Raw genomic sequence first — 15,827 nt, forward strand, 5'->3', positions numbered from 1 at the left:
GATTCCGTTAAACAAGTTGAAAGTTTCAAGATTTATTTCTTATGACCTACGCGAAGAAATGTGTTCAGTCAATAAAACGGTTAAGGAGCAGGATAAGCGCATGAGAAAGGCTATAAAAAATGAAAGAAGAAAAAGAGAGTTGGTGTTCATTTCTCCATGAAAAGGAGGCAATACAACAAGTATATGAATCCTCTAATACACCACAAATGCTTTCACCTACTTACCGTTTAGCTTATATCGATCAAGATTTTATGATGCGTCCTGAATTACGTTCACAGCGTATAGGTCTTGAGTTTCTAAAACCGGAAATAGCTCTTCAGGAGTGTGATATTCAATCAACTGTTGTTTTATTTGGTGGTGCACGTATTCCTGAATCTGGGCAAGCCGCATGGGCAGCAAAAAATGAAACACAAAAGAAAAATTTGCATGCTATGTCCCATTATTACGATAAGGCAAGAGAATTTGCGCGTTTGTGTTCACATTATTCTGCTACGACCGAATATCGTGAATTTGTTGTTATCACAGGGGGAGGGCCAGGGGTAATGGAAGCAGGAAATCGTGGTGCTGCTGATATTGGAGCACCAACGATTGGTTTGAATGTTATTTTACCACATGAGCAAGAGCCAAATCCTTATGTAACTCCGCATTTATGTTTTAATTTTCATTATTTGGGGATGCGTAAAATGCATTTTTTAATGCGGGCGAAGGCGTTGGCAATTTTCCCTGGAGGATTTGGTACTCTGGATGAATTATTTGAGACGTTAACTTTAATACAAACAGGGCGTATGAAACGGGTTCCGATTTTCTTGTTTGGTAAAGATTTTTGGAACAATGTTATAAATTTTGATTATTTATCTGCGCAAGGTACGATTTCTCCTTCGGATGTGGATCTTGTGACATTCGTTGATACAGCGGCGGAAGCTTTTGAACAAATTCGTTCCTTTTATAAGCTTCGTTAACTGCTTTTGGTTTTGGGAAAATGACTATTAATGACTTTTGAAGGGTCGTTAATAGTCAACTTGTGTCAAATAAAGTCCTGAAGGAGGTGCGACCATACCACAACGTGTACGATCTTTAGCATGAAGAGCTTCTTCAAGATCTTGTACTGTCCAACGTCCAATGCCAACTTCCATGAGGCTTCCTGCAAATGAACGAATTTGATGATGAAGAAAAGAGCGAGCCTGTGCATAAAGGAAAATCTCTTCTCCTTGTCTTTGAATATCTAAACAGTCAAGGGTGCGAATAGGGCTTTTGGCTTGGCAATGGGCTGAGCGGAAAGTGGTAAAATCATGTTGTCCTACAAGTTTTTGCGCAGCTTCATGCATGGCTTCAGCATTGAGGTTTTTTGGTATCCACCATACGCGTTTAGCCTTTAGAGCTGGTGGTGAGCGACGATTGAGAATTTTAAAAAGATAATGGCGTTTTATTGCGGAAAATCGTGCATCAAAGCTGTCTGGAACATTTTCTACATTCAAAATCGCAATATCTTCACCCTGTTTTTTCAAATGCGCATTGAGTGCATCGCGTACAGTATGCGTGTGCCAATTTTTTATGAAATCAACATGCGCAACCTGTCCTGTAGCGTGGACTCCCGCATCAGTTCTACCGGCTGTCGTAATTGTTAATTGTTGTCCACTAAAATGAAAAATAGCTTGTTCAAGGGCACTTTGTATGGTGCGAAGTCCTACTTGACGCTGCCAGCCAGCATAATTTGAGCCGTCATATTCAAGGGTGAGTTTAAAACGTGGCATATCAAAAAACAGCAGAAATATGGGCGCCTCGCAAAAATGTTACACTATCAAGAATTTTACCACCCGATCTTTGGAGGGAAGTTATTTCAAGGCGTCCTTGCCCGCAATGGATAACCAGAGAATCCGGCTCTATTCGACCAATTTCAAGAGAAGGACCTGTCGTTAAATGACTTGCAAGAATTTTTACGCGTTCTTCTCGACCGCTGATATTCATGTTGCACCAGCAACCAGGAGAGGGAGAGAGCGCGCGAATATGCCTATGAATAAATTCTGCAGATTTTGTCCAATCAATGCGTGTTTCTTCTTTTTTAATTTTGGAGGCATAGGTTATGTCTTTCCCTGATTGTGGGGTAAGTTTAAGTTGGCCTTTTTCAAGAGCTGATAGGGTTTCTATCATAAGTTCTGCGCCTATATGTGAAAGCCTGTTTGAAAGTTCATCAGCGGTGGTGTTATCCGTGATGGGGATGGAGCGGGATAAAGCGATAGGTCCCGTATCAAGCCCTTCATCCATTTTCATAATCATGATCCCAGTTTTCTTGTCACCAGCCATAATTGCACGCTGGATAGGTGCAGCACCACGCCAGCGTGGTAAGAGTGAAGCGTGGATATTGAAACAACCAAAACGGGGTGTTTCAAGAATGGCTTTTGGTAAGAGTAGTCCATAGGCAACAACAACAGCAGCATCAATACAAAGTGCTGCAAATTGAGCTTGTTGTTCGGCTGTTTTGAGTGTTTGAGGCGTGAATACAGGAATAGATTTTGCCTCTGCTGCACTTTGAACAGGTGAAGGCATCAGTTTAAGACCACGACGTCCTGCTGGGCGAGGAGGTTGGCTGTAAACAGCTACAATATCATGGCCAGCACTCAACAAAGCATGCAAAATAGGGACAGAAAAATCAGGTGTCCCCATAAAACTTAACCGTAATGCCATTATAAAATTGATTCCTGTGCGTTTTTCTCTTTTGCGCGTTTTTTAAATTTTCGTATTATCATATCACGTTTAATTTTTGAAATGTGATCAATAAAAAGACAGCCATTTAAATGGTCGATTTCGTGTTGTAAGCAAGTCGCCAGTAGGTGATCTGCCTCAATTTCTGTTTGTTTTCCTTCACGATCTTGATAGCGAACACAGAGGCGTTTTGGACGTTCGACTTCTGCATAATACTCAGGAATAGACAGGCAACCCTCTTTGTGAATATTGCGCTCATTTGAAAGCCATAAGATCTCTGGGTTGATAATAACAAGCGGATTTTTCGGGGTATCTTTTTCGGAGACATCTATGACTAACATACGTAGCGGTATTCCAATTTGAATAGCCGCAAGGCCGATTCCTTTGGCATAATACATCGTGTTCAACATATCATCAGCTAGTTCTTGGATAGCTGAATCTATATTCTCAACTGGTTGAGACACTTTCCGTAAAATCGGATCTGGTAAAGTAACTAAAGGTTTAATTAGCATCGGTACAGATTAATCAATGGTTTATTATGGGTCAACATTGAATAACGGATTCTTGCGCTTTTTTACAATAAGGGCATTATATCACGTTCCATGTTTGATTCGTTTTTTTCTTTCATGCCTTTTGGCGATTCTTTTGCTAAATTGATGATTCTGCTTCTGCTTTTGCTTTTGCTTATATTTGTCTGCTTGGCATTTTTTATGCTGATACGATCTCATCAAAAAAAGACATTTTTGGAAAGTGAAATTGCTGAACGCGCCCGTGAGGCACAAATGCAAATGGCGACATTGCTAAAAACGCAAGCTGAAATGCAAGGCCGAATGCAGACGATGGCAGAAATTTTTGGTCAAAGACAAGCTGAATTAAATAAATCTATAAGTGAACAACTCAATGGGATGACAACCAATTTGGGTCAAACTCTTCAGGTGCAGACCAAGTCTACTTATGAAAATTTGAATCGTTTACAAGAGCGTTTAGCGGTAATTGATGCGGCGCAAAATAATATTCAGTCGCTTACGGGACAGGTTGTTCAGTTGCAGGCTATTCTAAACAATAAGCAAACGCGCGGTACTTTTGGTCAGGGACGTATGGAAGCAATTATTGCAGATGCTTTGCCACCTAATGCTTACGCTTTCCAAGCGACTCTTTCAAATGGAAAGCGACCAGATTGTCTCATTCATATGCCAAATAAAGCTCCTTCTCTTGTTGTTGATGCTAAATTTCCTTTGGAAGCTTGGAATGCGATGCATAAGGCAGCATCATCTCAAGAACGTCAAGAGGCAGAACGTCAGTTTCGTACGGATATGGATGTTCATATTCGCGATATTGCACAAAAATATTTAATTCCTGGAGAAACACATGACACCGCTTTTCTCTTTGTGCCATCGGAATCGATTTTTGCAACAATCTATGAAAATTTTGAACCATTGGTACAAAAAGCCAATCGGGCGCATGTGATTATTGTATCGCCGTCTTTGTTGATGTTATCTATTCAGGTTGTACAAACTATTATGAAAGATGCGCGGATGCGTGAGCAAGCACATTTGATCCAATCAGAAGTAGCAAAATTAATGGAAGATTTTGAACGAATGGATATACGTGTTCGCGCTTTACAGAAGCATTTTTATAAAGTGGGTGAAGATATTGAAGGGATTTTAACATCATCTTCTAAAATCATGAGAAGGGCTAATCGTATTGAAACTTTTGAATTAAAAGAAAAGGATTCTATGCCAACACAAATGACTGCTCCTTCTGTTCAGCCTCAAACATTGCATTTTGTTGATGAAGAGTGAAATGAGGCACATAATACAACAAGTGTCCTTTATTGATTAGTAATAATTTTTTAGTATTCATATCTCATTGCTTTCTTAATGAGAGGAAGAAAGAATATGCGACACCTTTTGTTTTTTTTGGCATTGGTGTTTCTGCTAGGGGGATGCACAACAAGTCGCCCCCTGTATACAAACAATGCTTGCGCCATTTTAGCTCAAAAGGATGGTTTTTTTGATAATTGGAAAAAAGCTTCTAAGAATGCAGAAATGCGCCATGGGATTCCTATGCCGATTATTCTTGCAACTATTAATATTGAGTCAGGGTTTCGTCATAATGCACGTCCTCCACGTACAAAACTGTTTGGTTTTATTCCATGGAAGCGTCTGTCAACAGCGTATGGCTATTCTCAAGCGCTTGACAGCACATGGGCAATGTATCTCCGCTCCACAGGAAGGTCTTTTGCGCGGCGTACTAATTTTGCAGATGCCGCTGATTTCGTTGCTTGGTACCATCGCCAAAGTGTTCGACGCAATGGCGTGAGGTTTGATGATGCATATAGCCTTTATTTAAATTATCATATGGGTCATGGTGCTTATGCACGCAGTAGAGGGCATGTAACTGCTGCGCTTGCACAAGCAGCACAACGTATGGCGAGAATATCTAGGCAATATGAACAGCAATTAAGGACATGTGGGTGGCGTTAGAAAGAGGTATCCTATTCTAAATCAAAGATTAGATTGGTTTTAAAATTAATACGAATGCAGGATTTCCGACGACTCGAATGGGCATATATGATTTTTCTGGTGGCAATATTTAAGACATCGAGGCAACAAGAGCCTTTGTAATGCGTTTGAGAGCGTCATGTACAGGATTTTTCATAAAGATCTTTGTTAAAGAAAGAAGCAATATCAAGAGGTAAAAATTTCAATATAAAAGCTCAATGCGAAATATTTCAAATAGCATCGCTCAGTAAAGATTTTTTCTAGCAACATCTTTTGTATGAAGAAAAACAGATAGCGTTTCCTTAAAAAATTGATGATATGTAAGCACAATAGCGCAAAGTTAAGCGCAACGGTGTTTTTTTGAAAAAAGTGATACTCTTAAAGTTGAAAAGATTTTCTTTTAATTTCTTCATAAAAAAACTTATTGTCATACCTCATCGGGCAGAATTGATAGAGTCTATAAGGATGCTTCAGTTGCTTTTTGTAAAACAGGTTAGTGTAGAGTTACAATTTTTAGTTCATGTTCGTTAGCACCTGCAAGAGCGATGGAGCGCTCGTCAGACAAAATGATTGGATAACCTGTTTCACCAAAGAGCGCCCATATTATAATGCCTGGGGTCATTGGTGGAAGATCTGGAAAGTTTTTAGCCAGATCATCTGTACAAACCTTTTTTAAATAAGCAATTCCCCCCGCATCAAAAGAGGCGGTATCTTGCAACGACCAGTTTTGTTTGTGTTCTCCCATTTTGTTACTCCTTTACATCCTATTTTTACTACTCACTATCACTGACTCTGATTGGAATCTGCTTTATTTGTTTTTTTAATTTTGGTTGACGTAGGTTAATTGATAAGAGACCATTTTTCAACTCAGCATTTGTTACCTGCATTCCATCCGCGAGAAGAAAGGTACGTTGGAATTGGCGCGCCGCTATACCACAATATAAATATTGGTTATTTTGATTGGTTGTTTGTTTACCATGGATGATCAGTTGATTGCCATCTAATAAAATACTGAGATTATTGACTTTAAACCCAGCAACAGCCAAAGTGATGCGTATATGGCTTGCGTTATCGTTTTTGTGTAGACGTTCAATATTATAGGCTGGATAGTTTTCATCAGTTTTACTAATACGTTGCAATATTTTCTCCACCGCTTCAAATCCTAAAAGAAGGGGATTGGAGAAAGGCGTCACATGTGTCATTGTGAATATCCTCTTCAAAGCGGCTAATTGACCAAACTCTAAAAAAAGCGTTTGTTACATTCCTCTCATATGGCAAGCGTAAGAGGTAACTTCAAGAGAGAAGATAAGAGAGTTCAATGAGTCAAAGAACAACTAAATTATCAAAGACGCAAAAATCTTTTGAAATATTGTATAGTGAAGACGAAATTGAAGAAATTTTTCGCCGTTTTTCTGTTCAACGCCCCACCCCTAAGAGTGATCTTATCTACACCAATGCTTTTACTCTTTTGGTTGCAGTTGTTCTTTCGGCTCAAGCGACAGATGTGAGTGTTAATAAAGCAACAAAAGAATTATTTCGTCTTGCTGATAAACCGGAAAAAATGATTGCATTGGGAGAAGAAGCAATAGCACATCACATCCGTGCAATTGGTCTTTGGCGAGCAAAAGCGCGCAATGTTTATGCACTTTGCAAATTTTTAATTAATCAATATGGTGGTCAAGTGCCTGATAATCGTGAAGCCCTTATGGCACTTCCTGGTGTTGGTCGTAAAACGGCGAATGTTGTTTTAAATGTTGCTTTTGGTCTGCCTACGATGGCGGTGGACACACATATTTTTCGTCTTGGAAATCGTCTTGGTTTGGCACCCGGCAAAACACCAGAGATTGTCGAAGAAAAGTTGCTAAAGATTATACCGGTTGGTTATCTTCATTATGCGCATCATTGGCTCATTTTACATGGGCGTTATATTTGCCAAGCACGTAAAGTACAATGTAGGCAATGTATTATTGCTGATCTTTGTAAAGCAGCCATAAAAACAAATACAATTCCAGCACCTTTGATTGAAGTTCAAGGCAATGGAGCTCCAATTTTTTTTTGATACGGACTTGCTATTTTGTGTATAGTGGCTTATGGAAAAACTGTTAGAGCCGCCCGGCAGGGCATGCCGTGGCTGTTTAGGTGCTTGTTCAAGCGTTGGTCCGCTTGAATGAATAGATCCAATTTAATGAATATAATGTATGGAGTAGCAAAATGCCCAAGATGAAGACCAAATCATCCGCTAAGAAGCGGTTTAAAATCACTGCGTCAGGCAAAGTAAAAGTAACAGCTGCAGGCAAACGCCACGGCATGATTAAGCGTTCGAATAAATTTATTCGTGATGCGCGTGGAACGATGGTTTTGTGTGAACAAGATGCCCAAAAAGTTGTTCAGTATTATTTGCCAAACGGTTTATAAACCTTACGCTTTTGATTTTTAGGAGAATATTACATGGCACGTGTAAAAAGAGGTGTGACGGCACACGCTAAACACAAGAAGGTTCTTAAACAGGCTGAAGGTTTTTACGGTCGTCGTAAAAGTACCGTTCGTGCGGCTAAAGCAGCCGTTGACCGTTCAAAACAGTACGCGTATCGTGATCGCAAAAATAGAAAACGGACTTTCCGTGCTTTGTGGATTCAGCGAATTAATGCGGCTGTTCGAGCAGAAGGTTTAACATATGGACGCTTTATTGATGGTTTATCGAAAGCGGGGATTGAGGTTGATCGTAAGGTTCTTTCAGATATAGCAATTCATGAAGCAGCAGCATTTTCTGCTTTAGTAGCTTCGGCAAAGAGGGCTTTAGAGTATTTGAAAGACACAACACCTAATGCTTTTGAGGGTGCTGTCAAATAAGCCGGTCGTGTTCTCTTAAAGCATTCATTTATTCGGGATCCCGTACTGGTTGTTACTAGTGCGGGCTTTTTTCTATTCAAAAAATAGGCAACAATATGAGCGATATTGAGCGTTTGGAACAAGAAATTTGTTTAGCTTTAGAAGCAGCTAATGATGAACAGGCACTTGAAACAGTGCGTATTGCGGCATTAGGCAAAAAAGGCAGTATCTCTGAAAAATTAAAAACATTAGGAAAAATGAATGCTGAAGAACGCCAAAAAGTCGGTCCTGCTCTTAATGGATTAAAAAATCGCATTTTAGAATTATGGGTACAAAAGCGTGATTTTCTAAGGCGTCAAGCAATGGATGCGCGTCTTTCTAGCGAAACGGTTGATGTCACCTTACCTGTTCGTTTTTCGCCTATGGAGCGGGGACGTATTCACCCTATTTCACAGGTGATTGAGGAAATTACAGCCATTTATACGAAGATGGGCTTTTCGCTTGTAGAGGGACCAGATATTGAAACAGATTATTATAATTTTACGGCATTGAATTTTCCTGAAGATCATCCAGCGCGCGAAATGCATGATACCTTCTTTTTTGATGCTGATAAAACGGGAGAGAGAAAGTTATTACGCACCCACACATCACCTGTACAAATTCACACGATGGAAAAGCAAAAGCCGCCAATACGCATCATTATTCCTGGAAAAACTTACCGCATGGATTCAGATGCAACGCATTCGCCGATGTTTCACCAAGTAGAAGGTCTTGTGGTTGATAAGACTTCCACCATTGCACATATGATGTGGCTTCATGATAGCTTTTGTAAAGCGTTTTTTGAAGTCCCTTCTGTAAAAATGCGTTTCCGTCCCTCTTTTTTTCCTTTTACCGAGCCATCTATGGAAGTGGATATTCAATGTAATCGGTCTGGTTCAGAGATAAAATTCGGTGAGGGACAGGATTGGCTGGAAATCTTAGGATGCGGAATGGTGCATCCTCATGTATTAAAAAATATTGGTTTAGATCCCGATGAGTATCAGGGATTTGCATGGGGAATGGGCATTGATCGTATTGCTATGTTAAAATACGGTATGCCTGATTTGCGTGCCTTTTTTGATGCTGATTTGCGTTGGTTGGATCATTATGGTTTTCGCTGTTTTGATATGCCTGCTTTTTTCCCGGCTTAAGCAATGTGTGATCTTATCACAGTTTTTATGTGAGGTTTTAAAATGAAATTTACATTGTCGTGGGTAAAAGATCACTTAGAGACAGATGCATCTTTGGAAGAAATTTGTGATAAACTAACAGCGATCGGCCTTGAGGTTGATCATGTGGATGATCGTTCCTCTTTAAAAGGTTTTGTGATTGCAAAAGTTTTAACGGCAATGAGACATCCTGATGCAGATAAATTACAGATTTTATCGGTAGATACGGGGGCTTGTAAACCTATACAAATTGTATGTGGCGCACCAAATGCACGTGCTGGACTTGTTGGGGTTCTTGCCTTGCCAGGCACGTACGTACCTGGGCTTGATGTGACCTTATCTGTAGGCAAAATCCGCGGTGTTGAGAGTTTTGGGATGATGTGTTCACGAGCAGAGCTTGAGTTATCGGATGAACATGACGGGATTATCGAGCTTCCAGAAGATGCAACTATTGGAACGTCATTTGCAGTTTATGCAGGTTTAGATGATCCGGTCATTGATATTGGTTTGACCCCAAATCGTTCTGATTGTACTGGTGTTCGCGGTATTGCACGTGATCTTGCTGCTGCTGGAATCGGACGATTAAAAGAAGTATCTTTGCCACAATTTGATACTGCGTTTGAAACACCACTTCATGTTTCTTTAGATTTTTCGCAAAGTCCATCGTTATGTTTAGGTTTTGCTTGGTGTGAAGTACGCAATGTTCAAAATGGCGCATCGCCTCAATGGATGCAGCAACGTTTGAGTGCAATTGGTTTAAGATCGATTAATGCACTGGTTGATATGACCAATTATATAAGTTTTGATCTTGGACGTCCGCTTCATGTTTTTGATGCCGATAAGATAAAAGGAAATTTGAGTTTACGTTGCGCCCGTGAAGGGGAAAGTTTGCAGGCTCTTAATGGAAAAATCTATAATTTGGGTGCTAATGATTGTGTCATTGCAGATGAAGAGGGCGTTGTTTCCATTGCCGGTATTATGGGTGGTGAAAGAACCAGCTGTGATGAGACGACACGTCGCGTTATTATTGAATCGGCGCTTTGGGATTCAAAGAGCATTGCACATACGGGTCGTGCATTAGGGCTTATCAGTGATGCACGCTATCGGTTTGAGCGAGGTGTTGATCCGGCTTTTATGAAAAAAGGGCTTGAGATTGCAACAGAACTGGTCTTACGTCTTTGTGGTGGTGAATGTTCAAAAACAAAAGTTGTTGGTTATCAGCAGCCAGAAACCAAACAGATAGCTTTTCCTTTTTCTGAAATTAAACGTTTGACAAATTTGGAAATAGAGCGTGAGCAAGCCCTTACTATTTTAACACAGCTTGGATTTAGCATCGAAGGGGAAGGAGATGTGGTAACAGTTAAAGTGCCAACATGGCGCCCTGATATTGCTGGTAAAGCTGATTTAGTGGAAGAAGTTATAAGGATTTATGGGCTAGATGCGATTAAGCCCATACCGTTAGAAAATGTTGTAGAGGAAAAAGAACAGGTTTTAACATGTTCACAAATCCGCTCACGCTTTGCTCGTTTGGCTTTAGTACATCGTGGTATGAGGGAGGCTGTGACATGGTCTTTTATTTCTGAAATTCAGGCACTTGCTTTTGGTGGTTGTCAAGCACAGCTTAAATTAATAAATCCTATTACTGCTGATATGTCCGTAATGCGTCCTTCTCTTTTACCAGGTTTGCTTATGGCGGCACAGCGAAATGCTGATCGTGGTTTTCTAGATCTTGCTTTGTTCGAAGTTTCTGACATCTATGAAGGTGATACACCTGATAAGCAACAGCGCGTTGCTAGTGGAATCCGCCGTGGAACAGAACAATTTGAAGGAGCAGGGCGCTTTTGGAATGGAAATGCTGTAGCGGTTGATGTTTTTGATGCAAAAGCGGATGCATTGGCTGTTTTAGAAGCATGCGGTATAGATACCAGCAAAGTGCAGATTGAGGTTGGGGCACCCGATTGGTATCATCCTGGTCGTTCAGGGGTTATGAAGCTTGGATCAAAGGTTATTCTTGGTTTTTTTGGTGTTTTTCATCCTACTACATTAGAAAAGTTAGATGTCAGTGGTCCTGTATGCGGTTTTGAAATTTTTCTTGATCGGATTCCAGAATCAAAGAAAAAAGCAACGAAAAGCCGTCCTCCTTTGAAATTATCACCTTTTCAAATAGTGCGGCGTGATTTTTCATTTGTCGTTGATAAAACAGTTTCTTCTTCTCTTATCGTTCGTGCTGCAAATGGAGCGGATAAAAAACTTATTCATTCAGTACGGGTTTTTGATGTTTTTGAAGATCCAAATCTTGGTGAAGATAAAAAATCTGTTGCGATTGAAGTGTCTCTTCAACCCATTGAAAGAACTTTTACCGATGAGGATTTAGAAGAGCTTGCTTCAAGGGTTGTGGAAAATGTTACCAAGACAACGGGCGCATATTTACGCCGTTAAGTATTATTCCCTTCTATCGAATTTTTTATAAAGCGAGAGCACTTTTGAGTGCTCTTTTGTTTTTTGGCATTCAATATCTATAGATCTTCTTGAAATATATTTTTCTTACCAAAGCAGGATCTCTTTAAAAAACCATCATTTTTTCAATGAAATAAAGAATGTTTTTAAACACCTTGAAAAATTATTTTTTGTAAAAATCCTTCGTTGCAAAGGTGGAAGAGAGCTGCTATTGATAAATAATAATGCAAATCATTAGCAATAAAAAGCTGTGAACGAGAGAGAGGATCAATGAACATAAAAACGTTTTTTATCATAATTTTGGGGAGTGTTATTTTTATCACACCTAATTTAGCTTTGTGTGCTGGTAAATTTAAAGCTGTTACGACATTCACCATCATTGCTGATATGGCGCGTAATGTAGCAGGTGATGCCGCTGATGTGGAATCAATCACCAAGCCAGGTGCTGAAATTCATGAATATCAGCCTACGCCTCGCGATCTTATGCGTGCGCAAGGAGCAAATCTTATACTGTGGAATGGATTAGATTTGGAGCTCTGGTTTGAAAAGTTTTTTCAAAATATCAAGGATGTTCCAAGTATCATTGTTTCAGAAGGAATTGTGCCGATTAAAATTGGTGAGGGACCCTACAGTGGTAAGCCCAATCCCCATGCGTGGATGTCGCCAACCTCAGCTTTGATTTATGTTGATAATATTCGCGATGCTTTTGTAAAATATGATCCTGAACATGCTTCTATTTATAAAGAAAATGCTGAAATTTATAAGCAAAAGATTCGCTCAATGATTGATCCAATCAGGGCTAAATTAGAGGCATTGCCAGAAGACAAACGTTGGCTTGTGACCAGTGAAGGCGCATTTAGCTATCTGGCGCGTGATTTTGGTCTGAAAGAACTTTATTTGTGGCCAATTAACGCTGATCAGCAAGGGACACCACAGCAAGTGAAGCATGTTATTGATATGGTTCGCAAATACAATATCCAAGCAGTTTTTTCTGAAAGCACTATTTCTCCTGCACCTGCCAAGCAGGTTGCAAGAGAAACAGGGGCTAAATACGGTGGTATTCTTTATGTTGATTCTCTGAGTGAGAAAAATGGTGAGGTGCCTACTTATATTGATTTGTTACGCGTTACAAGTGAACGGATTACTAATGCTTTATCAGATGGAGTGAAGGATCAATGACGAAAACTGGTATATTAGCCCAAGGGGTAACAGTAACTTATCGGAATGGACATACAGCTTTGCAGGAAGTGAATTTTGAGAGTCCCGCAGGTTCCATTACCGCGTTGGTTGGCGTTAATGGATCAGGTAAGTCAACGTTGTTTAAAGCTATTATGGGGTTTGTGCGACCATCAAAAGGAAAAATTCGCATTTTTGGTTTGTCTGTTGAAACGGTTTTGAAAAAAAACCTTATTGCTTATGTTCCTCAGAGTGAAGATGTTGATTGGAATTTTCCTGTTCTCGTTGAAGATGTGGTCTTGATGGGGCGGTACGGTCACATGAATTTCTTTCGCTATGCGCGGGCACGAGATTATGAGGCTGTTCGTGTTGCATTAGAACGCGTCGATATGTTGCCATTTGCTAAGCGCCAAATTGGAGAACTTTCTGGTGGACAGAAAAAGCGTGTTTTTCTGGCACGCGCTCTTGCACAGCAGGCAAAAGCTATTTTACTAGACGAGCCATTTACAGGGGTTGATGTTACAACAGAAGATAAAATCATCGCTTTATTACAAGACTTGCGTAAAGAAGGTGCAATAATATTGGTTTCTACCCATAATTTAGGCTCGGTTCGTGAATTTTGTGATCACACGCTTTTAATAAAAGGAACAGTTTTAGCTTCTGGATTAACTGAAACGGTCTTTACAAAAGAAAATCTTGAAAAAACTTTTGGTGGTGCTTTGCACCATCATATTTTTGATCTTCAAGATGCAAAAAAAAATAATGTTTTTACAGGGAGCAAAAAACCTTCCGTTCGTGAGAATCCTCAAAGTATGGAGCACGTAGCATGATTTCTTGGTTGCTTGAACCATTAAGCTATCAATATATGGTTAATGCGATGTGGGTTTCGGGGTTAGTTGGGTGTGTTTGCGCTTTTCTTTCTGCTTTTTTGATGTTGAAAGGTTGGTCGTTGATTGGTGATGCACTCTCCCATTCGATTGTACCTGGAGTAGCAGGTGCTTATCTTTTAGGATTACCTTTTTCGCTTGGAGCCTTTTTTTCTGGTGGTCTTGCTGCGGCAGCGATGCTCTTTTTTAACCAACGGACAAAGCTGAAAGAAGATACCATTATTGGTCTCATTTTTTCTTCCTTTTTTGCTTTTGGATTGTTTCTCAAATCTTTAAAACCGATGGCTGTCAATATTGATACGATTGTCTTGGGAAATATTTTAGCAGTCAGTTCATCAGATATTATACAACTAGCTTTTATAGGTTTTTTTTCTTTGCTTATATTACTTTTGAAGTGGAAAGATCTTCTTGTTTCTTTATTTGATGAGACGCACGCGCGTGCCATTGGATTAAACGTAAAATTCTTAAAAATTCTTTTCTTCACACTACTTGCCGCTTGTACTGTTGCTGCCATGCAAACAGTTGGAGCATTCTTGGTCATTTGTCTTGTTGTGACACCAGGGGCAACAGCTTATCTTTTAAGCGATCGTTTTATAAAAATTTTGATTATTGCAGTTGTGATTGGGACATTCACAAGCGTATTGGGGGTGTATGTGAGTTATTTTTTGAATGCGCAAACTGGTGGTGTTGTGGTGCTTTTTCAGGCATTTCTGTTTATTTTAGCTTTTATTTTTGCTCCTAAACACGGGTATATTGCGGCGCGTTTACGTATAAATGCGGCAAAAAGGGGGATGATGATATCATGATTGACCAATTACTCCTTCCTTTTCAATTTTCTTTTATGCTTAAGGGTATGATTATTGTCACTATCCTTTCTGTTCCAATGGCGATGCTTTCTTGTTTTCTTATTTTAAAAGGATGGGCGCTTTTGGGGGATGCAATTTCTCATGCGGTTTTTCCTGGTGTCGTGCTTGGTTACATGGCGACGCCATGGGTAATAACAGTTTTGGCTTCTTTGCCATTTGTTTGGTTTCAGCAAGTGCGCTCCGAGAATGTTACGATGACCTTGATTGCTTGTGGTGCATTTATTGCAGGTATGGTTTGTGCTCTTGTGACGGGTTTTTTAGGGAGCAATAGCCGTATCAAACAGGATACAGTGATGGGAGTTGTTTTTTCGTCTATGTTTGGTTTGGGGCTTGTTTTGGCAACGTCTATTTATAGCAGCCTAGATTTGAATCATATTTTATTTGGTAATCTCTTAGGTGTTAATCGGCTTGATATCATGCAGACAGCGATCATTTCTGCTGCTGTTACTTTTATTTTATGGGCAAAATGGCGCGACTTCATGCTGTATATTTTTGATTCAGTGCAAGGTCGTGCAATGGGATTAAGAATATCGGTACTCCACTATACCCTTTTAACGATGATCTCTCTCACGATCGTTGCAGCTTTGAAAGCTGTTGGAATTGTTCTCGTTATTTCTTTATTGATAGCGCCAGGAGCGATTGCTTATCTTATCACGAAGCGATTTTCTTTTATGTTGATTATCGCTATACTTGTCGCGGCTATTTCTGGTTTTTTAGGAATTTATCTAAGCTTATTTATAGGCTCTGATTCTGCTTCTACGATTGTGTTGATTTTAACACTGATTTTTATGGCTATTTTTATGTCTACTTTCTTTTGTCGAACTACGACACAGGAAATTTGAGCGCGACAAAATTTAATTGCATAATAGTAATGCATTTTTGTAAGTTGTCTCGAATGCCTGTTTTAACTAGAAGACGGGATGCTGGGTTGTTTTCCTCCTAATAGTCTAGCAGATGAATGCAATATGTATTCTCCCCCAACGCTGCATTCGTGATTAAGAGGCTGTATTGATTCATTCTGCAGCCTTTTTTTGTTTTAGGCTTTTCTAAAAATTTATTGTTGTTGCTTGAAAACTTTAAAATGATCCTCATATTGGGTAAACTATTTTACGTTCTGGGAGAAATTGTCACAGAAAATACGCTTACCAATGTGGTGGTCGTGCGCTAAAGAATTTCAAAAACAAGGAGATAAAGATGGTT

17 protein-coding genes are annotated in these 15,827 nt (G+C 39.7%); 12 read left to right on the forward strand and 5 right to left on the reverse strand.

The genetic code is table 11. The annotated features are described in order from the left end of the window. The first annotated feature begins 119 nt into the window (after nt 1-119). On the forward strand, nt 120-959 hold the full coding sequence (locus tag V4P57_RS08755; protein WP_455466139.1) for an LOG family protein: 840 nt from the start codon (nt 120-122) through the stop codon (nt 957-959). Nucleotides 960-1,007: 48 nt separating this feature from the next. On the opposite strand, the gene truA is transcribed toward V4P57_RS08755, so the two are convergent. Genes truA through def form a run of 3 tightly spaced genes read right to left on the reverse strand, consistent with a single transcriptional unit; the run spans nt 1,008 to nt 3,212 of the window. Next, nucleotides 1,008-1,751 (reverse strand): tRNA pseudouridine(38-40) synthase TruA, encoded by a 744-nt coding sequence (truA, locus tag V4P57_RS08760; RefSeq protein ID WP_455466140.1) that lies wholly within the window; start codon nt 1,749-1,751, stop codon nt 1,008-1,010. Between the two features lies 1 nt (nt 1,752). Beyond that, nucleotides 1,753-2,682: a methionyl-tRNA formyltransferase gene (gene fmt / locus V4P57_RS08765; RefSeq protein WP_455466141.1), complete on the reverse strand. Its 930-nt coding sequence runs from the start codon at nt 2,680-2,682 to the stop codon at nt 1,753-1,755. Further along, nucleotides 2,682-3,212, reverse strand: coding sequence for a peptide deformylase (def, locus tag V4P57_RS08770; protein WP_455466142.1), 531 nt, complete (start codon nt 3,210-3,212; stop codon nt 2,682-2,684). Before def ends, fmt begins: the two co-directional genes overlap by 1 nt. 90 nt (nt 3,213-3,302) lie before the next feature. Between def and V4P57_RS08775 the strand changes: the two genes are divergently transcribed. Both V4P57_RS08775 and V4P57_RS08780 read left to right on the forward strand, forming a co-directional pair. Beyond that, nucleotides 3,303-4,502, forward strand: a complete 1,200-nt coding sequence (locus V4P57_RS08775) for a DNA recombination protein RmuC (protein ID WP_455466143.1) — start codon at nt 3,303-3,305, stop codon at nt 4,500-4,502. A gap of 96 nt (nt 4,503-4,598) precedes the next feature. Continuing rightward, entirely contained in the window at nt 4,599-5,186 is a 588-nt protein-coding gene (locus tag V4P57_RS08780; protein WP_455466144.1) for a transglycosylase SLT domain-containing protein, read from the forward strand. Nucleotides 5,187-5,697: 511 nt separating this feature from the next. Here the strand turns inward: V4P57_RS08780 and V4P57_RS08785 are convergent. Continuing rightward, the gene (locus V4P57_RS08785; protein ID WP_455466145.1) at nt 5,698-5,949 is read right to left on the reverse strand and encodes a BQ00720 family protein; all 252 of its coding nucleotides are present in this window, start codon (nt 5,947-5,949) and stop codon (nt 5,698-5,700) included. A gap of 28 nt (nt 5,950-5,977) precedes the next feature. Beyond that, the gene (locus tag V4P57_RS08790; protein ID WP_455466146.1) at nt 5,978-6,406 is read right to left on the reverse strand and encodes an Hsp20 family protein; all 429 of its coding nucleotides are present in this window, start codon (nt 6,404-6,406) and stop codon (nt 5,978-5,980) included. Between the two features lie 116 nt (nt 6,407-6,522). Between V4P57_RS08790 and nth the strand changes: the two genes are divergently transcribed. The 9 genes from nth to V4P57_RS08835 all read left to right on the forward strand — a co-directional run bounded on the left by nth (nt 6,523) and on the right by V4P57_RS08835 (nt 15,469). Then, complete coding sequence (gene nth / locus V4P57_RS08795; RefSeq protein ID WP_455466147.1) at nt 6,523-7,263, forward strand: endonuclease III; 741 nt, start codon at nt 6,523-6,525, stop codon at nt 7,261-7,263. A gap of 152 nt (nt 7,264-7,415) precedes the next feature. After that, nucleotides 7,416-7,619 (forward strand): 50S ribosomal protein L35, encoded by a 204-nt coding sequence (gene rpmI / locus V4P57_RS08800; protein WP_455466148.1) that lies wholly within the window; start codon nt 7,416-7,418, stop codon nt 7,617-7,619. A gap of 33 nt (nt 7,620-7,652) precedes the next feature. Beyond that, entirely contained in the window at nt 7,653-8,054 is a 402-nt protein-coding gene (gene rplT / locus V4P57_RS08805) for a 50S ribosomal protein L20 (RefSeq protein ID WP_455466149.1), read from the forward strand. Nucleotides 8,055-8,149: 95 nt separating this feature from the next. Continuing rightward, nucleotides 8,150-9,223 (forward strand): phenylalanine--tRNA ligase subunit alpha, encoded by a 1,074-nt coding sequence (pheS, locus tag V4P57_RS08810; RefSeq protein WP_455466150.1) that lies wholly within the window; start codon nt 8,150-8,152, stop codon nt 9,221-9,223. Between the two features lie 42 nt (nt 9,224-9,265). Next, complete coding sequence (pheT, locus tag V4P57_RS08815) at nt 9,266-11,680, forward strand: phenylalanine--tRNA ligase subunit beta (RefSeq protein ID WP_455466151.1); 2,415 nt, start codon at nt 9,266-9,268, stop codon at nt 11,678-11,680. 288 nt (nt 11,681-11,968) lie between these two features. Continuing rightward, nucleotides 11,969-12,877, forward strand: coding sequence for a metal ABC transporter substrate-binding protein (locus tag V4P57_RS08820; RefSeq protein WP_455466152.1), 909 nt, complete (start codon nt 11,969-11,971; stop codon nt 12,875-12,877). Continuing rightward, the gene (locus V4P57_RS08825) at nt 12,874-13,704 is read left to right on the forward strand and encodes a manganese/iron ABC transporter ATP-binding protein (RefSeq protein ID WP_455466153.1); all 831 of its coding nucleotides are present in this window, start codon (nt 12,874-12,876) and stop codon (nt 13,702-13,704) included. The genes V4P57_RS08820 and V4P57_RS08825 overlap by 4 nt, the downstream gene beginning before the upstream one ends. Beyond that, the gene (locus V4P57_RS08830) at nt 13,701-14,567 is read left to right on the forward strand and encodes a metal ABC transporter permease (RefSeq protein WP_455466154.1); all 867 of its coding nucleotides are present in this window, start codon (nt 13,701-13,703) and stop codon (nt 14,565-14,567) included. The genes V4P57_RS08825 and V4P57_RS08830 overlap by 4 nt, the downstream gene beginning before the upstream one ends. Continuing rightward, entirely contained in the window at nt 14,564-15,469 is a 906-nt protein-coding gene (locus V4P57_RS08835; protein WP_455466155.1) for a metal ABC transporter permease, read from the forward strand. The genes V4P57_RS08830 and V4P57_RS08835 overlap by 4 nt, the downstream gene beginning before the upstream one ends. The last annotated feature ends 358 nt before the right edge of the window (nt 15,470-15,827 follow it).

Source organism: Bartonella sp. B39 (genome assembly GCF_053795145.1).

Bases quoted from the DNA above. Each gene is read 5' to 3' on its own strand.
- V4P57_RS08755 (WP_455466139.1), top strand. From the start codon at position 120: ATGAAAGAAGAAAAAGAGAGTTGGTGTTCATTTCTCCATGAAAAGGAG.
- pheT (WP_455466151.1), top strand. From the start codon at position 9,266: ATGAAATTTACATTGTCGTGGGTAAAAGATCACTTAGAGACAGATGCA.
- V4P57_RS08780 (WP_455466144.1), top strand. From the start codon at position 4,599: ATGCGACACCTTTTGTTTTTTTTGGCATTGGTGTTTCTGCTAGGGGGA.
- V4P57_RS08830 (WP_455466154.1), top strand. From the start codon at position 13,701: ATGATTTCTTGGTTGCTTGAACCATTAAGCTATCAATATATGGTTAAT.
- def (WP_455466142.1), bottom strand. From the start codon at position 3,212: ATGCTAATTAAACCTTTAGTTACTTTACCAGATCCGATTTTACGGAAA.
- V4P57_RS08785 (WP_455466145.1), bottom strand. From the start codon at position 5,949: ATGGGAGAACACAAACAAAACTGGTCGTTGCAAGATACCGCCTCTTTT.
- V4P57_RS08825 (WP_455466153.1), top strand. From the start codon at position 12,874: ATGACGAAAACTGGTATATTAGCCCAAGGGGTAACAGTAACTTATCGG.
- truA (WP_455466140.1), bottom strand. From the start codon at position 1,751: ATGCCACGTTTTAAACTCACCCTTGAATATGACGGCTCAAATTATGCT.
- V4P57_RS08835 (WP_455466155.1), top strand. From the start codon at position 14,564: ATGATTGACCAATTACTCCTTCCTTTTCAATTTTCTTTTATGCTTAAG.
- rpmI (WP_455466148.1), top strand. From the start codon at position 7,416: ATGCCCAAGATGAAGACCAAATCATCCGCTAAGAAGCGGTTTAAAATC.
- V4P57_RS08820 (WP_455466152.1), top strand. From the start codon at position 11,969: ATGAACATAAAAACGTTTTTTATCATAATTTTGGGGAGTGTTATTTTT.
- nth (WP_455466147.1), top strand. From the start codon at position 6,523: ATGAGTCAAAGAACAACTAAATTATCAAAGACGCAAAAATCTTTTGAA.
- fmt (WP_455466141.1), bottom strand. From the start codon at position 2,682: ATGGCATTACGGTTAAGTTTTATGGGGACACCTGATTTTTCTGTCCCT.
- pheS (WP_455466150.1), top strand. From the start codon at position 8,150: ATGAGCGATATTGAGCGTTTGGAACAAGAAATTTGTTTAGCTTTAGAA.
- V4P57_RS08775 (WP_455466143.1), top strand. From the start codon at position 3,303: ATGTTTGATTCGTTTTTTTCTTTCATGCCTTTTGGCGATTCTTTTGCT.
- rplT (WP_455466149.1), top strand. From the start codon at position 7,653: ATGGCACGTGTAAAAAGAGGTGTGACGGCACACGCTAAACACAAGAAG.
- V4P57_RS08790 (WP_455466146.1), bottom strand. From the start codon at position 6,406: ATGACACATGTGACGCCTTTCTCCAATCCCCTTCTTTTAGGATTTGAA.